The sequence below is a fragment of the Pseudoalteromonas sp. BSi20429 genome (assembly GCF_000238895.1).
Lineage (GTDB): Bacteria > Pseudomonadota > Gammaproteobacteria > Enterobacterales > Alteromonadaceae > Pseudoalteromonas > Pseudoalteromonas arctica.
On the sequence record NZ_BADV01000089.1, the window covers coordinates 28,792 to 50,140 of the forward strand.

20 protein-coding genes are annotated in these 21,349 nt (G+C 39.3%); 11 read left to right on the plus strand and 9 right to left on the minus strand.

The window, feature by feature from the left end:
* Positions 1 to 5: 5 nt before the first annotated feature.
* From P20429_RS03265 to ampD, 7 genes are all read right to left on the minus strand, one after another.
* Entirely contained in the window at positions 6 to 686 is a 681-nt protein-coding gene (locus P20429_RS03265) for a tRNA-uridine aminocarboxypropyltransferase (RefSeq protein WP_007586117.1), read from the minus strand.
* 316 nt (positions 687 to 1,002) lie between these two features.
* Complete coding sequence (lpdA, locus tag P20429_RS03260) at positions 1,003 to 2,427, minus strand: dihydrolipoyl dehydrogenase (RefSeq protein WP_007586124.1); 1,425 nt, start codon at positions 2,425 to 2,427, stop codon at positions 1,003 to 1,005.
* Positions 2,428 to 2,602: 175 nt separating this feature from the next.
* Complete coding sequence (gene aceF, locus P20429_RS03255) at positions 2,603 to 4,522, minus strand: pyruvate dehydrogenase complex dihydrolipoyllysine-residue acetyltransferase (protein ID WP_007586126.1); 1,920 nt, start codon at positions 4,520 to 4,522, stop codon at positions 2,603 to 2,605.
* Positions 4,523 to 4,532: 10 nt separating this feature from the next.
* A complete protein-coding gene (aceE, locus tag P20429_RS03250) occupies positions 4,533 to 7,199 on the minus strand; it encodes a pyruvate dehydrogenase (acetyl-transferring), homodimeric type (RefSeq protein ID WP_007586128.1) in 2,667 nt (888 codons plus the stop codon).
* A 90-nt stretch (positions 7,200 to 7,289) separates the two neighbouring features.
* Complete coding sequence (gene pdhR, locus P20429_RS03245) at positions 7,290 to 8,039, minus strand: pyruvate dehydrogenase complex transcriptional repressor PdhR (protein ID WP_007586129.1); 750 nt, start codon at positions 8,037 to 8,039, stop codon at positions 7,290 to 7,292.
* 352 nt (positions 8,040 to 8,391) lie between these two features.
* Positions 8,392 to 9,243 carry a beta-lactamase regulator AmpE gene (gene ampE / locus P20429_RS03240; protein ID WP_007586130.1) on the minus strand — a complete coding sequence of 284 codons (852 nt, stop codon included), beginning with the start codon at positions 9,241 to 9,243 and terminating at the stop codon, positions 8,392 to 8,394.
* A 13-nt stretch (positions 9,244 to 9,256) separates the two neighbouring features.
* Positions 9,257 to 9,811 carry a 1,6-anhydro-N-acetylmuramyl-L-alanine amidase AmpD gene (gene ampD / locus P20429_RS03235; protein WP_007586132.1) on the minus strand — a complete coding sequence of 185 codons (555 nt, stop codon included), beginning with the start codon at positions 9,809 to 9,811 and terminating at the stop codon, positions 9,257 to 9,259.
* A gap of 329 nt (positions 9,812 to 10,140) precedes the next feature.
* Between ampD and nadC the strand changes: the two genes are divergently transcribed.
* From nadC to yacG, 8 genes are all read left to right on the plus strand, one after another.
* On the plus strand, positions 10,141 to 10,992 hold the full coding sequence (gene nadC, locus P20429_RS03230) for a carboxylating nicotinate-nucleotide diphosphorylase (protein ID WP_007586134.1): 852 nt from the start codon (positions 10,141 to 10,143) through the stop codon (positions 10,990 to 10,992).
* A gap of 483 nt (positions 10,993 to 11,475) precedes the next feature.
* Complete coding sequence (locus P20429_RS03225) at positions 11,476 to 11,895, plus strand: pilin (protein ID WP_007586136.1); 420 nt, start codon at positions 11,476 to 11,478, stop codon at positions 11,893 to 11,895.
* A 41-nt stretch (positions 11,896 to 11,936) separates the two neighbouring features.
* Positions 11,937 to 12,353, plus strand: coding sequence for a pilin (locus P20429_RS03220; RefSeq protein WP_007586138.1), 417 nt, complete (start codon positions 11,937 to 11,939; stop codon positions 12,351 to 12,353).
* 29 nt (positions 12,354 to 12,382) lie between these two features.
* A complete protein-coding gene (locus P20429_RS03215) occupies positions 12,383 to 13,612 on the plus strand; it encodes a type II secretion system F family protein (RefSeq protein ID WP_007586140.1) in 1,230 nt (409 codons plus the stop codon).
* A 148-nt stretch (positions 13,613 to 13,760) separates the two neighbouring features.
* Positions 13,761 to 14,654 carry an A24 family peptidase gene (locus P20429_RS03210; RefSeq protein ID WP_007586141.1) on the plus strand — a complete coding sequence of 298 codons (894 nt, stop codon included), beginning with the start codon at positions 13,761 to 13,763 and terminating at the stop codon, positions 14,652 to 14,654.
* A 1-nt stretch (position 14,655) separates the two neighbouring features.
* Positions 14,656 to 15,297, plus strand: coding sequence for a dephospho-CoA kinase (coaE, locus tag P20429_RS03205; RefSeq protein ID WP_007586142.1), 642 nt, complete (start codon positions 14,656 to 14,658; stop codon positions 15,295 to 15,297).
* A gap of 126 nt (positions 15,298 to 15,423) precedes the next feature.
* Positions 15,424 to 17,100: a type IV-A pilus assembly ATPase PilB gene (pilB, locus tag P20429_RS03200; protein ID WP_007586143.1), complete on the plus strand. Its 1,677-nt coding sequence runs from the start codon at positions 15,424 to 15,426 to the stop codon at positions 17,098 to 17,100.
* A 114-nt stretch (positions 17,101 to 17,214) separates the two neighbouring features.
* Positions 17,215 to 17,445 (plus strand): DNA gyrase inhibitor YacG, encoded by a 231-nt coding sequence (gene yacG / locus P20429_RS03195; protein ID WP_007586146.1) that lies wholly within the window; start codon positions 17,215 to 17,217, stop codon positions 17,443 to 17,445.
* A 71-nt stretch (positions 17,446 to 17,516) separates the two neighbouring features.
* Here the strand turns inward: yacG and P20429_RS03190 are convergent, their stop codons facing one another.
* On the minus strand, positions 17,517 to 18,005 hold the full coding sequence (locus P20429_RS03190) for a Spy/CpxP family protein refolding chaperone (RefSeq protein WP_007586148.1): 489 nt from the start codon (positions 18,003 to 18,005) through the stop codon (positions 17,517 to 17,519).
* Between the two features lie 165 nt (positions 18,006 to 18,170).
* Here P20429_RS03190 and P20429_RS03185 point away from each other — a divergent pair, with 165 nt between their 5' ends.
* The 3 genes from P20429_RS03185 to P20429_RS03175 are packed head-to-tail and all read left to right on the plus strand — an operon-like array spanning position 18,171 to position 21,204.
* Positions 18,171 to 18,860: a response regulator gene (locus P20429_RS03185; RefSeq protein ID WP_007586150.1), complete on the plus strand. Its 690-nt coding sequence runs from the start codon at positions 18,171 to 18,173 to the stop codon at positions 18,858 to 18,860.
* Positions 18,838 to 20,253 carry an ATP-binding protein gene (locus tag P20429_RS03180; protein ID WP_007586152.1) on the plus strand — a complete coding sequence of 472 codons (1,416 nt, stop codon included), beginning with the start codon at positions 18,838 to 18,840 and terminating at the stop codon, positions 20,251 to 20,253. The genes P20429_RS03185 and P20429_RS03180 overlap by 23 nt, the downstream gene beginning before the upstream one ends.
* Before the next feature lie 3 nt (positions 20,254 to 20,256).
* On the plus strand, positions 20,257 to 21,204 hold the full coding sequence (locus tag P20429_RS03175; protein ID WP_007586153.1) for an alpha/beta fold hydrolase: 948 nt from the start codon (positions 20,257 to 20,259) through the stop codon (positions 21,202 to 21,204).
* Here P20429_RS03175 and P20429_RS20430 read toward each other — a convergent pair.
* The coding region (locus tag P20429_RS20430) for a cation transporter dimerization domain-containing protein (RefSeq protein WP_304647639.1) at positions 21,164 to 21,349 on the minus strand (186 nt) is incomplete at its 5' end. The genes P20429_RS03175 and P20429_RS20430 overlap by 41 nt on opposite strands.

Genomic DNA, 21,349 nt, shown 5'->3' on the forward strand with positions numbered 1-21,349 from the left:
TAAAACTACTCTTCTAGCAGTCGGCCTTTATTGCGCTTACCAAGCAAATACGCATCACGAAACTTAATAAAATGCTGTTCTAATTTAGAAGATGCATCCATTTCTCCCGCAAGCGCTAGCACCATAATAGCCACTTCAGCAGTGCCTAGTTGATGCGCATGAGGGGCAACACGTAATCGGTAATCAGATAGTTTATCAGCAGTAACAGAAAGTACAGGCAAGTTATCTAAGTATGGGCTTTTGCGAATCATTTTTTTAGCTTCACGCCAGGTACCATCTAAAAATATAAATAGCGGTTTTTTACCCTCTTCAATACTTATTTCGGTAATGGCCCTGCCCTCTTCTACATCTTCAGCAGGGAATACTACCATTGGCTGATATTGTGAATCGCTTATCAAAGCTAAAAGAGCGGGGTTAGGGTCTGTTCTATCCCATCTAAATGCGTGGTTATCTGGCACTATTTCAGCAATTAAGCGCCCAGTATTAGAAGGTTTAAAACTTTCATTGTGATACATTAATAAGCACACAGCGGCTTTACAATCTGCATGCTCAACACCTTTACAAATACAGTAGTGCTTAGCTATTAAGCATTGCTCACAGCGATCTAATTTACCGCCTCGAGCATTAAACTCTCGACGGGATTCACTTATTTGTTGAGCGCGTAATGCTAAAACTGAGTTTTTCACTGTATTTACCTTCAATTAATTAAGCGCGCATTGTAGCTATATTTGGTGATAATAGATATGTAAGGGCTGTGAGATGGATATTCTAGCGCTCAGGTTAGGCATCAACAAAGTAATAAAAACCCGTATGCGGAGTTTACCTCGCGCAAGTTTTTAATTTAACAAGCGCCCCCGTAGTCGCGAGTTTACCTCGCGCAATTTTTTGAATTTAAAAAACGCGGCATAAAGCCGCACCTACGCATAATTAAAACCTGCTCTTTCACCCATAAAAAAACCCAAGCCAGGCTTGGGTTTTTCAAACAAATGCTAAAAAGTTAAATTACTTCTTTTTAACTGCTTTTTTGTTTGGTAAGTCAGTGATCGAACCTTCAAAAATTTCAGCTGCAAGGCCGATTGATTCATTCAATGTAGGGTGAGCATGAATAGTAAGCGCTAAGTCTTCACCATCAGCACCCATTTCAATACCTAAACCGATTTCGCCAAGCATTTCGCCCGCGTTAATACCGATCATAGCACCACCGATTATACGGCCACTTTCTTTATCAAAAATAAGTTTAGTAGAACCTTCAGTACGAGATGATGCAATAGCACGACCAGAAGCTGCCCACGGGAATACCGCAGTTTCAATTTTTAGGCCTTGCTCTTTTGCTTCTTTCTCAGTAACACCTACCCAAGCGATTTCTGGGTCAGTATACGCAATCGAAGGAATACATTTAGGGTCGAAGAAATGCTTCTGACCAGAAATAACTTCTGCAGCAACATGACCTTCATGAACCGCTTTATGCGCAAGCATAGGCTGGCCAACTAAGTCACCAATTGCAAAAATATGGCTTACGTTAGTACGTAGTTGCTTATCAACATTAATAAAGCCACGCTCATCAACGTTTACGCCCGCTTTTTCAGCATCAAGTAAGTTACCGTTTGGAGTACGGCCAACTGCAACAAGCACTTTGTCGTAACGTACAGGTTCTGCTGGTGCATTTTTACCTTCAAACGTTACGTATAAGCCATCTTTTTTAGCTTCAACACCAACAACTTTAGTTGAAAGCATTACGTTGAATTTTTTGCTTACGTATTTTTGGTAAATTTTGATAATGTCTTTATCAGCTGCTGGAACTAATTGGTCAGCAAATTCTACAACATCAATTGCAGAACCTAGTGCACGGTAAACCGTACCCATTTCAAGACCGATAATACCACCACCAAGTACAAGTAGCTTTTCTGGTACATCTTTAAGCTCTAGCGCGCCAGTTGAATCAATTACACGGTCATCTTGTGGGATGAAAGGTAAGTTAACTGGTTTAGAACCTGCTGCAATAATCGCGTTATCAAACGTGATAGTTGTAGAGTCTTTCTCGCCTTCAACTACTAAAGTATTGCTGCCAGTGAATTTGCCGTAACCAGATACAACTTTCACTTTACGCATTTTAGCCATGCCCTCTAGTCCACCAGTTAACTGGCCAACTACAGAATCTTTCCAAGTACGAACTTGGTCAAGATCGATCTTTGGTGCGCCAAAAGTAACACCATGAGATGACATTTCAGCTGCATCATCAATCACTTTAGCTACGTGTAAAAGTGCTTTTGAAGGAATACAACCAACATTAAGACATACGCCGCCTAATGTTTCACGAGATTCTACCAATGTAACTTCTAAGCCCAAGTCAGCAGCGCGGAATGCCGCAGAGTAACCACCAGGACCACCGCCTAGTACAACAACTTGAGTTTTTAATTCGTTGCTCATGCTATTACCTTAATTGTTTGAACGGGACACTGCCCTAAAGTTTAACTGCCATGTTTCTGCAAGGCAGAAAGTGAGAGCAGATCACAAATTTGTGCAAAGATTGTATCATTGCAAATGGTAAAAATCCCAGCTAAAAACAACTGGCTGGGATTTGATTCTATTCATTGTCCAGCGATTACATCACCAATTGGCGAATATCGCTCATGTAACTTGCAAGAGTCACAGTAAAGCGTGCAGCTAAGGCTCCGTCAATAACCCTATGGTCGTATGACATAGACAGCGGAACCATTAGTTTTGGTTCAAACTCTTTGCCATTCCATTTAGGTTTCATTTCAGATTTAGACACACCTAAAATAGCAACTTCTGGTGCATTAACAATCGGCGTAAATGCCGTACCGCCAATACCGCCAAGGCTAGAAATAGTAAAACAACCACCTTGCATATCAGACGATGTAAGCTTCCCGTCACGTGCTTTAACAGATACTTCCATTAATTCGCGTGATAGTTCAATAATGCCTTTTTTATCAACATCTTTAAACACTGGTACAACTAAACCGTTTGGCGTATCAACTGCAACACCAATGTTAATGTACTTTTTAAGGATTAAGCTTTCGCCGTCCTCAGAAAGCGATGAGTTGAATTTTGGAAATTCAGCAAGTGCTTTTGCAGCTGCTTTCATTACAAACACAAGCGGCGTAATTTTAACACCCAGCTTTTTCTTCTCGCTAAGCACATTTTGCTCTTTACGGAATACTTCAAGGCTTGTGATATCAGCTTCGTCAAACTGTGTAACATGTGGGATTTGCACCCAGTTACGGTGTAAGTTTTTGCCTGATAGCTTTTGAATACGAGACAGCTTTTGCTCTTCAATTTCGCCAAACTTAGCAAAATCAACTTTAGGCCATGGAATAAGACCAAGCTCGCTACCACCAGCGCTACTACCTGCTGACAATTGACCAGACTCAACTTGCTTAACTAAGTTTTTAACGTAGTTTTGCACGTCTTCTTTAACTATACGGGCTTTGCGACCAGTGCCTTTAACATTAGCTAGGTTAATACCAAACTCACGCGCTAAACGGCGAACAACAGGTGATGCATGAGCATACGCGCTGTTTTCTGTGAAGCTTTCATTACTTGCTTTTGCAGGTGCTGCTTGAGCCGGTGCCGACTCAGTTTTAGCCGCAGCTGCAGGTGCTGATTTTTCAGCTGGTGCAGGTGCTGCTACTGGCGCGCTGCCTGCAACTTCAAATACAAAAATTAATGAGCCAGTCGATACTTTATCGCCAGCGGCTACTTTAATTTCTTTAACTGTACCTGCAAATGGAGCTGGTACTTCCATTGCAGCTTTGTCGCCTTCAACGTTTAAGATTGATTGATCTTCTTCAACCGTATCGCCAACTGCAACCATAATTTCAGTTACTTCAACTTCATCGCCACCAATATCAGGTACATTAACTTCTTTAGTACTTGGTGCTGCATTTGCTGTTGAGCTAGCTGCTGGCGCTTCTACAGGAGCCGACTCTTTAGCCGGTGCTGCAGATTCACTTCCTGCTACTTCAAAAACAAACACTAATGAGCCTGTTTTAACTGTATCGCCAGCGGCGACTTTAATTTCTTTAACTATACCGGCAAATGGAGCGGGAACTTCCATTGCTGCCTTGTCGCCTTCCACGTTTAAGATAGATTGCTCTTCTGAAACGGTGTCGCCAACAGCAACCATGATTTCAGTTACTTCAACTTCATCATCGCCAATGTCTGGTACGGTTACTTCTTTAGTTGAAGAACCTGTAGAAGCAGCAGGTGCTGCCTCTTCAGATTTAGCTGGAGCAGCGGCTGATGCTTTTTCTTCACCAGTGCTTTCACTCTCGCCTTCAAACAAAAATACTAAAGAGCCAGTTGTAACGGTGTCGCCAACGTTTACTTTAATCTCTTTCACTGTACCCGCTTGCGAAGCAGGTATTTCCATTGATGCTTTGTCGCCTTCAACATTAAGTAATGATTGGTCAACATCTACTTTGTCGCCAACGCTTACTAATATTTCGGTTACTTCTACTTCGTCGTCACCAATATCTGGTACTTTAATTTCAATACTCATTGCAAACCTCTTATGCGTACAGTGGGTTAAGTTTGTTAGTGTCGATGTTGAACTTTTTAAGTGCTTCAACAACTACTGACTTCTCAACTTCACCGCGTTTAGCAAGTTCAGATAACGTAGCAACAACAACGTAGCCCGCGTTAACTTCAAAGTGACGACGTAGGTTTTCACGGCTATCAGAACGACCGTAACCATCTGTACCTAGCACTTTGTAGTTGCTGCTTGGAATAAATGAACGCGCTTGTTCTGCGTAGTTTTTCATGTAATCCGTTGCTGCAACAGTCACAGAGTCGTTTAATACGCTTGTGATGAATGCTGTTTTTTGCTCGCCTTCAGGGTTAAGCATGTTGAAACGTTCAACATCTTGACCTTCACGCGTTAATTCGTTGAAAGACGTTACAGAGAACACGTCAGACGCAATGCCATACTCTTCGCTTAGAATCGTAGCGGCTTTACGTACTTCAGTCATAATAGTACCTGAGCTTAATAGCTGTACGTTGGCTTTTTTACCTTCGTAACTTTCAAGCTTATAAATACCTTTACGAATACCTTCTTCAGCGCCTTCTGGCATAGCTGGCTGATGGTAGTTTTCGTTCATAAGCGTTAGGTAGTAGTAAATATTTTCTTGGTCATCACCGTACATACGACGAATACCGTCTTGTACAATAACAGCTACTTCAAACGCGTAAGTTGGGTCATATGAAATACAGTTAGGAACCGTATTAGCAAGAATATGACTGTGACCATCTTCGTGTTGCAAGCCTTCACCATTTAGCGTTGTACGACCCGCAGTAGCACCTAATAAGAAACCACGTGCTTGTTGATCGCCCGCCATCCATGCCATGTCACCAACGCGTTGGAAACCAAACATAGAGTAGTAAATGTAGAATGGGATCATTGGTAAATCGTTAGTGCTGTATGAAGTTGCAGCAGCAACCCATGACGACATTGCACCTAACTCATTAATACCTTCTTGAAGCACTTGCCCTGATACAGTTTCTTTATAATAAGAAACAATATCACGATCCTGTGGCGTATAGTTTTGGCCATGCGGGTTATAAATACCGATTTGACGGAATAAACCTTCCATACCAAATGTACGCGCTTCATCGGCAATAATTGGTACGATGTTTTTACCAATGCCTTTATCTTTTAATAAGATATTAAGTGCACGAACAAAACCCATAGTGGTTGAAATATCACGCTTTTGCTCTTCAAGTAGCGGCTTAAACGCGTCTACTTCTGGCAACTTAAGTTTTTCACTAAAACGTGGGATACGCTTAGGTGTATAACCTTTAAGTTCATCACGACGAGCATGTAGATATTTATACTCAGGTGAACCTTCTTCAAGCTCTAAATAAGGTAGTTCTGCAAGTTGCTCTTCAGATACTAAATCATCAAGACCAAGGCGTGAACGTAAATGCGCAACATGCGACATGTCCATTTTTTTCACTTGGTGCGCAATGTTTTTACCTTCAGCTGCTTCACCCATGCCGTAACCTTTTACAGTTTTAGCAAGAATTACAGTTGGACGGCCTTTAGTGTCTTCTGCTTTTTTAAATGCAGCAAATAATTTTGATGACTCATGACCACCACGCTTAAGCGCGAAAATTTCGTCATCTGTCATGTCAGCAACAAGTGCAGCTGTTTCTGGGTAACGACCAAAGAAGTTTTCGCGTACATACGCGCCATCTTTAGCTTTATATGTTTGGTAATCGCCATCAACAGTTTCGTTCATTAACTGTAGTAATTTACCCGTTGTGTCTTTAGCTAGAAGAATATCCCAACCGCTGCCCCACACTAGTTTAATTACGTTCCAGCCAGCGCCTTTAAACAAGCCTTCCAGCTCTTGAATAATTTTACCGTTACCCATAACTGGGCCGTCTAAACGCTGTAAGTTACAGTTAACTAAGTAACAAAGGTTATCTAGTTTTTCACGTGCAGCAAAAGAGATTGCACCGCGTGATTCTGGCTCATCCATTTCACCGTCACCTAAAAACGCGTATACACGTTGGTTTTTAGTATCTTTTAAGCCACGACCATCTAAGTATTTTAAGAAGCGCGCTTGGTAAATAGACGAAATAGGACCTAAGCCCATTGATACCGTAGGGAACTGCCAAAATTCAGGCATTAACTTAGGGTGTGGGTACGATGGTAAGCCTTCGCCATCAACTTCTTGGCGGAAGTTATCTAGTTGTGCAGCCGATAAACGACCTTCAACAAATGCACGTGCATAAATACCAGGAGAAATATGACCTTGGTAATAAACTAAGTCACCACCGTCTACATCATTTGGCGCTTTAAAAAAGTGGTTAAAACACACTTCATAAAATGCAGCAGATGATTGGTAAGACGCCATATGGCCGCCTAAGTCGAGATCTTTTTTAGATGCACGTAGAACGATCATAATCGCGTTCCAACGTATAATTGAACGAATACGACGCTCAAGATTTACATCACCTGGGTAAGCAGGTTCTTGATCTACAGGAATAGTATTAACGTAGTTCGTGGTAATACCCGTTGGCATATCAACGCCGTCTAAACGGGCTTGCTCTAATACTTGCTCAAGTAAAAACTGAGCTCGTTCAACACCTTCTTCGCGCACAACTGATTCAAGAGCTTGTAACCACTCTTGTGTTTCTAGCGCGTCTACGTCAATTTTATTGACTTCAGACATATGGAGGTTTCCTTATGTTTAAAATACGAATATTGTTAATTTAATATCACAGCTACTTAATTTGTGTGTTCAAAGTAGTTATGTACTAACTTAATTTTGTTTAGTGCGTCTTAAACTACGTTCAATTCGCGAATGTTCTTTGCCTGCTTCAAGTAGTGCTTCTTCGATAAATGCTAAGTGCGCATTACTTGCTAAACGGGCTTGTTCTGGATTACCGTCAATAACGGCATCCATTAATAAACGCCTGTGTTGGGCTAATTGACTGCTAATATCTGACTTTTTTAATAAAACAGTTAAATTTTGCAATACATTTTGCTCAAGCAGCGCTTTCATGCCTCTTACTAAATGCAGTAACACCACATTATGCGAAGCTTCTGCCACGCTAAAGTGAAATGCATTAATTGCTTTTGCTTTTTGCTGTAAATCATCATTAACTAGGGCAATTTTATCAAAGCTTTCTTTCACTTTGCTAAAATCGTTGCTGGTCCCGCGCAGTGCCGCGTAGTAAGCAGCAATCCCTTCTAATGCATGACGAAATTCAAGTAAATCAAACTGCGACTCAGGGTGTTTACTAATCAAATCAAAAAGTGGATCAGTAAGCCCTTCTTCGAGCTGATTTTTTACAAACGTGCCGCCACCCTGGCGACGCGTAACTAAACCTTTCGCTTCTAATTTTTGAATTGCCTCACGCAGTGACGGGCGAGACACTTCAAATTGCTTTGCTAGTTCACGCTCTGGTGGCAACTTTTCACCTGGTGCTAACGAGCCTTCAAGAATCATGTTCTCGAGTTGCTGTAAAATAACATCAGATAACTTTGCTGCTTTGATCTTTAAAGACATGAATCAACGTCCGCGTTGTATAAATACCAAGAGCCCATAAAGCGGGGCTTTGAGTAGTATGATTTACCCAAAAGGTAAATTGGTCATACCAAAAATTTTCAATACGGTATCAAAAACCTTATTAGCTGTCAATTTACAGGTAACTTGAGCAATTAAAGTAGCGTAACGCATTTTGAACGAAGATTAAACAATGCGCAATTTACAAAAATTGTTATAACGTTAATAGGATGAAAACAATTGGTCTGACCAGAAGAAATTAGAATATTAGCTCTATTTTATTGTGTTTAAAAATTGCAGGAAGAGATTAAAGTACCTTACATTGCATAAGGTACTTTATTAAAAAGGTATTAACTTAAGACAGTCCACCAAATAATGTAAGTAGTGCTATAAGTACTAAGTAAAATAATACATTGCGCTTAACAAGCTTAATCATACAAGTGGCCTCGTAGGTACAGCCGTAATAACGCTTTTCAACTTGCTCTGCAGCCAGCGCAGTACATGTTACTACTTCTCGGTTTGGAGATTTAAAGTTAAGTACGTAACGTAGCCAACAGCTTGTGCCTTTATTAAAGTTACCTATTACTAAATAACCAAAGCTGGTAATACGTGCAGGTAACCAGTCGAGCCAAAACAATAATTTATGTATAAGTTTAAAACGCTTAGCAAATATTACTTTATGATCTTCTCGTACTAAATCAGCTAAAGTACGTACCAGTGCATATAAAACCGCACCTGGCGCGCCTAAAACAACAAACCAAAAAATAACCGCGCAGTAAAATCTAAAGTTTACCCACGCCAATGTTTGCCCAAAGGTTTCGCCACCATCTTGATCATCAGTACGCTTTTGACCTATTTGCAACGCATATAAAGATGCAGCAGTACCGTCATCTCGCGTTAACGCATTTAAATACGACTTATATAAAGCACGCTGCTTAGCACAACCAAAGCAAACCAAAAGCACCGCGATATTAATGCCCAACTGCCACAAAACAAAATCAGATAAACAATAAATTAGTGCCATCGCAATCACTGGAAGTAAAAGCCAAATTAAAAAGCCCGGTGCTGAGCTAAATAAGCCCTTATCACCAAGTAATTTATTAGAGCGATTTAAATAACCATTTGCGTAATAACTTATCTGCCAGTAATTAGACCGAGCGCCTAAGCGCTCTAGTATTAATGCAATTATTATAGAAACTAAAATCATGGGAATAACTCTCTTAACTTAGTTGTTCAAGCATATTAAAAAACAATGGCCAATTAAAGCTACTGCCAGGATCGGTTTTACGCCCAGGGGCAATATCGCAATGCCCAACAATACGCGAAGGGGTAATTTTTGGATAGCGTTGCATTATAGATTTACTAATAATAGTTAATGTTTTGTACTGTGCTAAAGAATATGGAGCGGTGTCGGTACCTTCAAGCTCAATGCCAATGCTAAAGTTATTACAAGCAGGTACCCCCTCAAACTCAGATTGCCCTGCATGCCAAGCGCGCTTTTCAAAAGGCACGTATTGTATAACCTCACCGGTGCGCTTTATAAAGCAATGGGCCGATACACGTAAATTCTTTAAGTCACTAAAACTCGGATGAGCATTGCAATCAATGCACCCCATAAATAACTCATCAACGAAAGGTGTACCAAACTGCCCTGCTGGCAATGATATATTGTGAATCACCAATAAAGAAATATCAGCCTCATCAGGGCGCTCATCAAAATGCGAACAAGGCCGCTGCGCTACCGTACTTAAAACACCGTCTAAATCTATTTTCATGATACGTTTATTATATAAATATCAAGATATACATAGCACTGATGCTAATGGATTTATTAAAAAAATGATAGTAACAAGCGAGGTATAAAACCTCACCTACAAATAATTCAAACCCACACGTAGGTGCGAATTTACATCCGCTCATGTAACATAACTTTTGAAATTAAAAGCGAGGTATAAAACCTCACCTACAGATAATTCAAACCCATAGGTAGGTACGAATTTACTTCAAGCGCTTATCTTTATATTAGCGAAAAGGCAATCGCTTCTCTTTCTTTTATAAACATAGTAAAATTTGCTTAATTTATTAACGCTTATGAGCTTTTATTATGTCTATCCCGCACTCTTTAGTTAGCCAACTTGTCACTCTTGCACTCGACGAAGATCTAAATTATCAAACAGCTCAAGAAGGCGATATTACCGCGCAGCTTATCCCTCAGAGCGAGCAAGCCAACGCAAAAGTAATCACCCGCGAAGACTGCATTTTTTGCGGAAAAGACATCATCCTTGAAGTATTCAAACAAGTAGACCCAAGCGTTAAAGTTAATGTACTAATAAACGACGGCGACGCAGTTAAAGCAAACAGCACATTATTTACCGCTATTGGCTCGGCTCGTTCAATATTAACTGCCGAACGTACAGCACTTAACTTTGTGCAAACGTTATCAGGCACTGCAACTACTACAGCACATTATGTAAAAGAGCTGAGCGGTACAACTACGCAACTACTCGATACACGCAAAACCATACCTGGTCTGCGCGCTCTTCAAAAATACGCAGTAAAATGTGGAGGGGGTGCAAACCATCGAATTGGATTATTTGACGCTTTTTTAATTAAAGAAAATCATATAGCGGCTTGTGGCACAATAAACAAAGCAGTAGCTCAAGCTAAACAAAACCACCCAAACAAACCTGTCGAAGTAGAAGTAGAATCACTCCCTGAACTTAAGCAAGCGATTGAGGCAGGTGCCGACATAGTAATGCTCGACAACTTTAGCGTAGAACAAATTAAACAAGCCGTAATTTTGACCAACAAGCGTGCAAAATTAGAGGTTTCAGGCAATATGACCCTAGAAACGCTCAAAACTTATTCACAAGCCGGCGTCGATTTTATATCAAGCGGAGCGTTAACAAAAAACTTACAATCAATCGATTTATCGATGCGTTTTGAACAATTTTAAAGCAACAACTGCCAATTAATACCGCTAATCGATTGACAAGTTAAGTAAAAAAGCATTAAATAACCCGAAAGGCTTACTTTGTAACATTTTGTTAAATAAAATCGCTTTTTTATAAGAAGATACGTGCTAAATACTAAAATAAAATGGTAGACTAATTCTGTTGTACTATTTTATTTTAAAAGGTAGTCATAAATAACTAGTACCTTTAGTTTTTAAAGACATAATTAAAAACTAAAGCAACTAAACTACTTACTTTATGCCTATACTATTTGTTGCTACAACATGTAGTGCACTTAGTAAACTTTTATAATTAGTACTAAACATAATGAATTCACATACGGCTTTTGTGTTTCATACTCTAAAGCTAAAGTGTAATAAAATTAATTTTAAGTAAAACTGTAAAGTAAATCAGTTAAATTAAGTGAGGCATTTTGCCGCTTAAATGATTTAAGTTACAAAAATCTATCCTTTAGGAGAGGAAACATGAAAACAATGACTCAAAAACAACAGGGTTTCACCCTAATTGAATTAATGATTGTAGTAGCAATCATCGGTATTCTTGCTGCAATTGCATTGCCACAGTATCAAGGTTACACGGCAAAATCTCAAGCAACTGCTTGTTATCAAGAAATTGCGCCAGGTAAAACTCAGTTTGAAATTTTAACATTAGACGGTACCGGAGTTACTCCTAATGCTGCGAGTGGCTCAGAAATTGGTTTGGGAGATGCAAAATCATGTTCTCTTCATGCTGTTACAGCAACTACAATTGTAGGTACTTTGCAAGGTAGTGCACCTATAGATGGAGAAACACTTACACTGACTCGTAATGCTAATAGCGGTGCATGGACTTGTACTGCGAGTGGGACTATCGATGATTCATTATTACCTGAAGAATGTAGATAGAAGTAAAACTTAGTTCAAAGTAAGTTTGAGCCATAAGTACTATGAACAAAAATGGCTTTACAACAATTGAACTAATGATATCAATACTTATACTCGCTATTATAGCGAGTATAAGCTTTTCTATATATCAGAAGTTTTACTCTAAAACTCTTATTTTTGGTTGTTTCGCCGAAATATCAACCGCGCGTTCGGCTTTCGAAATAATAAAAAATGAAAACATAAATATCATACCGTCCGATAATTTAAGCCAATTAAATATTAATTCGGCAGCATCCTGCAAATATCATCAAATAAAAGTAGATGAGATAATCGGCCACATAGCGGATGGGAATAATATCTCTGGTTCAAAAATAAGTTTAACTAGAAATCCTGTTAGTGCAGAATGGCAATGTCAAATTTATGATACCCCTTCTAAATTTCAAAGTGATTATTTACCTAATAGTTGTACATTAAAGTAAGTTATACACCGATTAATTAAGGCTCTACGATGTCTAAAAAAAGTGATAAAAAAGACATAAGTACATTTCAGTGGGTAGGCGTTAGCGCCAGAGGGAAACGCCTTGAAGGAGAGCTTAGCGGGAATAGTATCGCACTAGTAAAAGCACAACTTCGAAAACAAGGTATAACGCCTTCAAAAGTAAAGCGTAAAGCAAAGCCCTTATTCGGTCTTCAAAGCGTTCAAAAAATCACCCCTAAAGATATATCCCTAGTCACTCGTCAAATTGCCACCATGCTGATGGCGGGCGTTCCGTTAATACAATCTATTGAGATGATAGGTACCGGTGCAACAAATAAGAGCCTTGGTAAACTCATGGAAACCATTGCAGATGAAGTTAAGGCAGGCCAACCATTATCTACAGCACTTAGAAAACACCCCCGCTATTTTGATGATTTATATTGTGATTTAGTTGCATCAGGCGAGCAGTCAGGTGCGCTTGATAGAATATTTGATCGCGTGGCTTTATACAAAGAAAAGTCTGAAGCACTAAAATCGAAAATTAAAAAAGCGATGTTTTACCCTATTTCAGTATTAGTTGTTGCTCTTATAGTAACCTCTATCCTGCTCATTTTTGTTGTACCCCAGTTTCAAGAAATATTCGCAGGCTTTGGTGCTGAGCTTCCTCCATTCACTTTATTTGTTATTGGCATATCAGACTTTATGCAAGCGTATTGGTGGATTATTCTTATTGGAATGTTTGCTTTTGGATACGCGTTTAAAGAAGCTAAATTAAGAAGTTTAAAATTAAGAGATGCAACCGACCGAGCAATACTAAAACTGCCTGTTATTGGCATGATTTTAAATAAAGCAGCAGTTGCTCGTTATGCACGAACGCTTTCGACCACTTTTGCTGCTGGTGTGCCGCTGGTTGATGCGCTTGACTCTGCCGCTGGGGCTTCCGGCAATGCAGTATATCGTTATGCCATTTTAGATATTAAAGTGGAAGTGAGCTCTGGTAATCAGATGAACTGGGCTATGCGCAACTCTAAAATTTTCCCTGATATGGTAATACAAATGGTCGCTATTGGTGAGGAGTCCGGCTCATTAGACGGCATGCTCGCGAAAGTGGCTACTATTTACGAACAAGAAGTTGATGATGCAGTAGATGGCCTTTCAAGCTTGCTTGAGCCACTTATTATGGCCGTACTTGGTGTACTTGTTGGTGGCTTAATTATCGCGATGTACTTGCCTATTTTCCAACTTGGCGCTGTAATTTAATTACCAAAAATAGCAATTTACAGGAAATAAAAGAGAAGCTTACTTTTTTGATAAGGTATAGCTATTAATGTCCTCTCATTTACTCTCTTTTATTTCTCTTTGTGATAATAATTTCACTTAATTTTTAGAACAATTTTCAGGTAATATGATGCAAAGTATTATTGAAGTAATGCAAAGCCAATTGTGGTTTTATTTAACAACAGTTGGCTTAGTAAGTTTATGTATTGGTAGTTTTTTAAATGTGGTTATTTATCGCTTACCATTGATGATGCAACGTGAGTGGCAAAGTGAATGCAGATTACTGTTAGAAGATGAACTTACAGCTAATAAACCTAGACAAGCCAATATCAGCGAGCCTTTTAACCTATTAAAACCCAATTCTACCTGCCCCAAATGTAAAACTGCCATTAAGCCTTGGCAGAATATTCCTATTATTAGTTGGTTAGCACTTAAAGGTAAATGTGCAAGCTGCAGTAACCCTATTTCGGCTCGCTATCCTGCTGTAGAACTAATTACTGCCCTATTAAGTTTAATTGTTGCCTATAGCTTTGGTGCGACCGAGCAAGCCCTTTTATATATTTTTGTAACGTGGATTTTAGTTGCACTGACCTTTATTGATATTGACCACATGCTGCTGCCAGATCAACTTACACTTCCGCTAGTATGGCTTGCACTTATTGCTTCTGTAATGGGTTACACAATTACACCAACCGATGCCATTATTGGTGCTGCTTGCGGTTATTTAAGCTTATGGAGTGTGTTTTGGTTATTTAAGTTACTAACCGGAAAAGAAGGCATGGGCTATGGCGATTTTAAACTACTCGCTGTATTTGGGGCATTACTTGGCTGGCAGTCATTACTTACTATTATTCTGCTTTCGAGCGTAGTAGGTGCCATTATAGGTATTGCGCTGTTGAGCATACAAGGTAAAGACAAAGCGACCCCTATCCCTTTTGGGCCTTATCTAGCGATAGCTGGCTGGATCACAATGCTTTGGGGCAACCAAATTCAAGGCGTTTATTTTAATTTAATTGGTTATTAAAATGAGTGAGCAAATTACTAAAGTACACAGCTGGGTATTAGGTTTAACAGGCGGTATTGGCTGTGGTAAAACAGCCGTCAGTAACATGTTTGAAGATCTTGGTATTACAATTGTTGATGCCGATATAATTGCGCGCGAAGTAGTACTCCCAAATAGTAAAGGGCTAAGAGCGATTACCCAACACTTTGGCAAAGATATTTTACTACCCGATGGCACATTAAATAGAGCAGAGCTTCGCGCAAAAATATTTACTAACAACAGTGACAAAGAATGGCTCAATGCGTTACTACACCCTCTTATACGGATAAAAATACTAAACGATTTAAATAATGCAACTAGCCCTTATGTTGTTTTAGTAGCGCCTTTATTGTTTGAAAACAACCTTGATAAATATTGCGACCATACCCTACTTATTGACGTACCAACCTCAGTACAAATAGCGCGTACGGCAAAACGTGACAACACAAGTAGTGAGCAAGTTAAAAGTATTATTGCCTCGCAAATGTCACGCGCCGATAAACAGCAAAAAGCGGATGATATTTTAAATAATGACCGAAGTTTAAACCTAGTGCATATAGAACTTGTTGATCTTCATAAAAAGTACCTACAATATGCATTACACAACAAAACTAACTCACATTAACACTGTCCAAACTCACACAAACTCGTATTTTAGTTAGTAAAATCACAACAAAGAATGAAAGGTGATGTAATCACCTTCTTTTTTCTGATAAATTGCTTACTATTGAAGGAATAAAACAGGTGCGCAATGAATATTAACTCACCGTTATTGAGAAAATTTATAACCCTTGGCCGCATTGATGCCGACACGGTTAAAAACAAACAAAATGAATTTGCCTCAACAGCTGAGCTTATTTCTAAATGTGGAAAAATCGATAGTAAAGATTTAGCTGAACAATGTATTGATTTGTTTCGCGTACCTTATTTTGATTTAAAAGACTTTGATCCTACAAGAATCCCGGCCGATCTCGTAAAAGAAAAACTTATACGTAAACATCATATTTTGCCGCTTGTTCAAAAAGATCGAAAAGTTTATATCGCAGCATCAGACCCAACAGATTACGGCGCATTCGAAAACTTTGAGTTTAGTACCGGTCTTTCATGCGAAATTGTTGTTGTTGATTATATTCAACTCGATACCAAAATCGAGCAATTACTAGATGCCACTGGCAGCTTAAATCTAACTGATGACGAGTTTCAAGAATTTGCTGATTTAGACTCAGAAAGCCAAAGAGATACAGCACCACAAGATGACGATAAAGATGATGCGCCTATCATCGTATACATCAACAAAATTTTAATGGATGCCATTAAAAAAGGCGCCTCTGATTTACACTTTGAACCGTATGAGCACAAGTACCGTATTCGCTTTCGTATTGATGGCATTTTGCATGAAGTGGCAAGCCCACCTAATACATTAGCAACCAAGCTTTCTGCACGTATTAAAGTAATGTCGCGACTTGATATTGCCGAAAAACGTAAACCACAAGATGGTCGTATAAAACTAAAAATCACTGAACGCAAAAGTATCGACTTTCGTGTAAGTACTATGCCTACCTTGTGGGGCGAAAAAATAGTAATGCGTATCCTTGATTCATCAAGCGCTATGTTAGGCATTGATGTATTAGGTTACGAGCCTGAGCAGAAAAAGCTCTATATGGATGCACTTGCCCAGCCTCAAGGGATGATACTAGTAACAGGGCCAACGGGTTCCGGTAAAACAGTATCGCTATACACAGGTTTAAATATATTAAACCAGCCAGAGCGCAATATTAGTACTGCGGAGGATCCGGTTGAGATTAACCTTGAAGGTGTAAACCAAGTACAAATTAATATTAAAGCCGATATGACTTTTGCCAATGCACTGCGTGCTTTTTTACGTCAAGATCCTGATGTAGTTATGGTAGGTGAAATACGTGACCTAGAAACCGCAGAAATATCAATAAAAGCGGCGCAAACAGGTCACTTGGTTTTATCAACATTGCATACAAACTCAGCGCCGGAAACAATCACTCGTTTATTAAATATGGGTGTGCCGGCTTATAACGTAGCAAGTTCGATCAGCTTAATAATAGCCCAGCGTTTAGCACGTCGTTTGTGCCCTAAATGTAAAACGCCAGAACAACTTCCGAGTGAAGAACTGGCTCGCCAAGGATTTAGCGCCGAGCAAATTGAAGAAATGACGTTATATATGCCTAAAGGGTGTGATAGCTGTACTGATGGTTACAAAGGGCGTGTGGGTATTTACGAAGTAATGCAAATTACTCCTGAAATTGCCCAAATTATTATGCGCGGTGGTAACTCGCTTGAAATAGCTGACGTTTCACTTAAAGCCGGATTTAATAATTTACGTTTATCAGGTTTACGCAAAGCAGCCGATGGCCTTACATCCCTTGGTGAAATTAATCGCGTGACTAATTTTTAAAGGTCCATAGTAAAAGTGATAAGGTTCTGAATACTAAACTCAGAGCCTTACTTATACCTAGAGACTCATATCTAAGTAATGTAAAATGCAGAAAAAGATTGTAAAGAGTAAATTATGCCTACTATTGTAAACTGCCCAACCTGTAAAACTAAAGTTGAATGGTCAGAGCAAAGCCCATTTCGTCCTTTTTGCTCAAAGCGCTGTCAGCTAATTGATTTAGGTGAATGGTCGTTTGAAAATAACAGAATTTCTGCACCAATCACGTCCGCAGAAGAGTTTAGCCAAGACATGATTGAAGATATTGAAGCTATGCTGGCTAAAAATGAAGATGACTTTTTTAAGTAATTTATCTTCATTATGCCCTAAATACGAAAACCAGCATTAAGCTGGTTTTTTAGTATTTACAAAAAGTATAATTAACTTTTTTGTTTACTGTGCTTTTTATTCATACGCTTTTGCATTTTAGCAAATTTCTCTTTTTGCTCAGCGTTAAGAACTTGCATTACTTGGTGCTGCGTTTTTAGTTTAATTAAACCAAATTGATCACCTTTTTCATGACGTTCATTTAATAGCTCTTTTGCTGCATTTTCGTCAAATGTTGCCGCCGAAAGTAACGCATCCATTTTAGCTTTATGCGCTTCACGCATCGCTTTACGGGCTTCTTTATCGTCGCCACGCAACGCTTTCATCTGTGTTTTTTGCGCTTCAAAAATAGCTTTTAGCTTAGTTTGCTGCTCATCTGTTAAGCTTAATTTTTCAACGCCGCGCTCAGAAAGTAAAAAGCGAGCTTGAGAATGGCCTTGTTTATGTCCGTCGCCTTTAGCTAATACGCTACCAGCACCAAGAGTTGCTGTTGCTAAGCCACAGATAAGTACTAATTTTGAAAGTGTATTTAATTTAGTCATAATCATTACCTTAATATTGGGTTGGTTGTGGCTGCTAAGCCAGTGAGTTAACTATACCTAACTCAATGCAAAGTAACGCAAAGCAGTGTAAAGGTTGTGTAAAGATTCACCTTTGCACTATTTAGCGGGTAAAATAACGCTATAAACAACTCTAAGGGTTTGTAAATGAAACTATTAATGATTGATGACGATACTGGTCTTTGTGAGCTATTAAGTGAATATTTAACTGCCCAAGGGTTTGAAATACAAAGCGTACACGACGGTGAGCAAGGCCTTAAACTAGCACAAGCAAATGACTACGCCCTTATATTGCTAGATGTAATGTTACCAACGCTTGATGGTTTTGAAGTGCTTAAACAACTTAGGCAAACAAAACTCACACCGGTCATAATGCTTACTGCAAAAGGTGAAGACTTTGACCGTATTTTTGGCCTAGAGCTAGGCGCTGACGATTACATACCAAAGCCTTTTAATCATCGTGAATTACTAGCCCGCGTAAAAGCGATAACACGCCGTATAGAGCACATTAATAGCTTAAATGCAGCTACAACGAGTAAGTTACTCGTTAATGGTATTACTGTTAACCTTGCTGCGCGAGAGGCCTCAATCGACGGATCTACACTGACCCTTACTGGTACAGAGTACGAAATACTCACACTATTGTGTAAAAATGCAGGCGAAGTGGTTAGTAAAGAGCAAATTAGCGAAGAAGTACTAGGCAGGCGTTTAGCTTCTTTTGATCGCTCTATCGATATGCATGTAAGTAATATCCGTAAAAAAATAGCTGAGCATATTCCAGGTGAGCGAATTAAAACAATGCGAGGTACGGGTTATGTCTTTATCCAAGGCGAATAAAAGCACTTACTTTGCTTGGTTAAAACACCCTGGGCACTACCTGTTTTTTAAAGTATTTATTTGGTTTTGGTTAACTATAATCGGCACCGTAGCAGCGCTTATATTTTTAAGTAATATAACCGCTATTAATGCGGTATCTAACGAGCCACTTTATGGCCCGATGAAAAAAAACCTAATATACACCGCCAAAAGTATTGAGCGCACTGCTATTAAACATAAGCGCAGCCTAAGCGAAGTATTAGTACACCCTCGCCTATCAAAGCGTAAACTTTTATATTTAAGCGCAGCTCAAAGCGAGGACTCTCTTAGTAGTAAAGAGGTGCCAGAGAGCATCGACTTAAGTTTATTAAACTTCACTCAAAATATGTCACCGCAAATTATTTTCACTGAAAAATATCAAGCCTTTGGCCCTGTTAATATAAACGTGCCTGAAGGGAGTTTTTATCTTTATGAAATAGATATTAACCATCAACCACCGCTAATAATGCGCTTTAAGCTAATGCCTAATTGGATGAAAATAGTCATCGCAATTGTTGCCTCTCTTATTTTAAGCTTTGTATTTAGCCGGAACTTAATAGCCCCTATAAATAGTCTTAAAAAAGCGGCAATTAAACTATCAGCGGGTAACCTAAGCGCAAGAGCCGACATTTCTGTAAACCGAAAAGATGAGCTAGGAATACTAGGGCGAGATTTTAACAGCATGGCTAATCAGTTAGAGCTTTTAATCAGCTCACAAAAACGCTTATTAGCCGACATATCACATGAATTACGATCGCCTCTTACACGTTTAAAAATGGCTACCGGGCTTGCACAAATGCAAGCTAACGACGCTAGCCAATCGTATTTATTACGCATAGAAAAAGAAGCAAACCAGCTCGATAAGATGATTGCCGACGTGCTTCAAGTTTCTCGCTTAGAAGCAAAAAGCCAAGCGCTTTCACTGCAAAAACAATCATTACAAATAATTGTAGATCACGTTATTAACGATGCGCAGTTTGAAGCAAAACAAAATAATAAGCAGCTAAATATAGTGGGCGCTTTAGACATCAATATTAATTGCGACGAAGGCCTTATTGCCAGTGCGCTTGAAAACCTACTTCGCAACGCCATTAAATACGCAAATAATACGATTAGTATTACTCTAAAGCATGCTGATGCCATTTATATAGAAATATGTGACGATGGCTCTGGTGTGCCAGATGATCAACTGAGCAAGCTTTGCGAGCCCTTTTTTAGACAGTCAGATGCGCGGGATCGCGTAAGTGGTGGCACGGGTTTAGGTCTTGCGATTGCTAAAAATGCTATTACTGCGCATGGCGGCAGTTTAGTATTATCAAATAAAGAACTAGGTGGCTTGTGTGCTAATATAACCTTGCCATTAATAAAAGAGTAAAGCATGTTTTATAGTAGTGAGCGTGAGCTTAAGAGTAATCAAATAACAATTAATAACTTTTATAAAAACACGCTAATTAAAGCTTATTTAGATACACCTAACGGGCAATTATTTTATGCTTATGCCATACCAGATAAAGCCAAAAATGCCATTGTAATAAGCTCTGGGCGCCTTGAAGGGTTAGATAAATATAAAGAGTTGTTATGGGAGCTGTATAACAATAATTTTGCCATATTCATAGCCGATCACCAAGGACAAGGCCGCTCTTATCGCCACCTACTAAATAAGCACAAAGGCCATGTTAATCAATTTAAAGATTACAGCGCAGACCTAAACTTATTTAATACACAAATAGTGGATACTCATTGGCAAGGTAAAAAGGTGTTAGTGAGTCATTCAATGGGCGGCGCCATAGCATTTGACTATCTTGCGCATTTTGAACACAATTTTAGTGGCGCGTTTTTATCAGCGCCTATGCTTGATATTTATACAAAAAATACACCAAAGCCTTTAGCTAAATTAATAGCAAGTACTGCAACCCTTTTGGGTCAAAAAGACAATTACGCACTAGGGCAAACCGATTACATACCCGATGAGTTTGCTACAAATGTATTAACCAGCAGCCCAGTGCGTTACGAGCTATTTAGGCAAACATATCAAGAAGAGCCATTACTACAGCTCGGCGGTGTTACTTACGGCTGGCTAAATGCGACGTTTGCATTTATAACCTCTGTGGATAACTTAAGCGTGACTATTCCACTTTATATTGCCAGTGCGCAAAACGACGAAGTGGTTGATAACAATGCCCAATATAAATTAGCAAACAGGCACGTAAACACTGTACTTAAAAGCTTTGAAGGCGCTAAACACGAGCTGTTTTTTGAACGTGATGAAATACGCCAGCCATTGCTTAAGAGCTTGTATCAGTTTTGTGAGTCGGTGACGGCTTAACAAGTACCGACAAAGGGTCGAGGTGGATCAGTATATCTACCTCAGACTCAAAGCGTTCTTTAAGCATTGCCTCTACTTCATCAGCTACGTTATGTGCGCGAATCAAACTTAAATGATCATCAAGCTCTAAGTGCATTTGGATAAA

What these genes read in the sequence shown, in the direction of transcription:
- P20429_RS03175 (WP_007586153.1), top strand. Translation starts at nt 20,257, where the DNA reads ATGTTTTATAGTAGTGAGCGTGAGCTTAAGAGTAATCAAATAACAATT.
- pilB (WP_007586143.1), top strand. Translation starts at nt 15,424, where the DNA reads ATGAATATTAACTCACCGTTATTGAGAAAATTTATAACCCTTGGCCGC.
- ampE (WP_007586130.1), bottom strand. Translation starts at nt 9,243, where the DNA reads ATGATTTTAGTTTCTATAATAATTGCATTAATACTAGAGCGCTTAGGC.
- P20429_RS03215 (WP_007586140.1), top strand. Translation starts at nt 12,383, where the DNA reads ATGTCTAAAAAAAGTGATAAAAAAGACATAAGTACATTTCAGTGGGTA.
- P20429_RS03190 (WP_007586148.1), bottom strand. Translation starts at nt 18,005, where the DNA reads ATGACTAAATTAAATACACTTTCAAAATTAGTACTTATCTGTGGCTTA.
- P20429_RS03185 (WP_007586150.1), top strand. Translation starts at nt 18,171, where the DNA reads ATGAAACTATTAATGATTGATGACGATACTGGTCTTTGTGAGCTATTA.
- yacG (WP_007586146.1), top strand. Translation starts at nt 17,215, where the DNA reads ATGCCTACTATTGTAAACTGCCCAACCTGTAAAACTAAAGTTGAATGG.
- P20429_RS03220 (WP_007586138.1), top strand. Translation starts at nt 11,937, where the DNA reads ATGAACAAAAATGGCTTTACAACAATTGAACTAATGATATCAATACTT.
- lpdA (WP_007586124.1), bottom strand. Translation starts at nt 2,427, where the DNA reads ATGAGCAACGAATTAAAAACTCAAGTTGTTGTACTAGGCGGTGGTCCT.
- nadC (WP_007586134.1), top strand. Translation starts at nt 10,141, where the DNA reads ATGTCTATCCCGCACTCTTTAGTTAGCCAACTTGTCACTCTTGCACTC.
- pdhR (WP_007586129.1), bottom strand. Translation starts at nt 8,039, where the DNA reads ATGTCTTTAAAGATCAAAGCAGCAAAGTTATCTGATGTTATTTTACAG.
- ampD (WP_007586132.1), bottom strand. Translation starts at nt 9,811, where the DNA reads ATGAAAATAGATTTAGACGGTGTTTTAAGTACGGTAGCGCAGCGGCCT.
- P20429_RS03210 (WP_007586141.1), top strand. Translation starts at nt 13,761, where the DNA reads ATGCAAAGTATTATTGAAGTAATGCAAAGCCAATTGTGGTTTTATTTA.
- aceE (WP_007586128.1), bottom strand. Translation starts at nt 7,199, where the DNA reads ATGTCTGAAGTCAATAAAATTGACGTAGACGCGCTAGAAACACAAGAG.
- P20429_RS03225 (WP_007586136.1), top strand. Translation starts at nt 11,476, where the DNA reads ATGAAAACAATGACTCAAAAACAACAGGGTTTCACCCTAATTGAATTA.
- aceF (WP_007586126.1), bottom strand. Translation starts at nt 4,522, where the DNA reads ATGAGTATTGAAATTAAAGTACCAGATATTGGTGACGACGAAGTAGAA.
- P20429_RS03180 (WP_007586152.1), top strand. Translation starts at nt 18,838, where the DNA reads ATGTCTTTATCCAAGGCGAATAAAAGCACTTACTTTGCTTGGTTAAAA.
- coaE (WP_007586142.1), top strand. Translation starts at nt 14,656, where the DNA reads ATGAGTGAGCAAATTACTAAAGTACACAGCTGGGTATTAGGTTTAACA.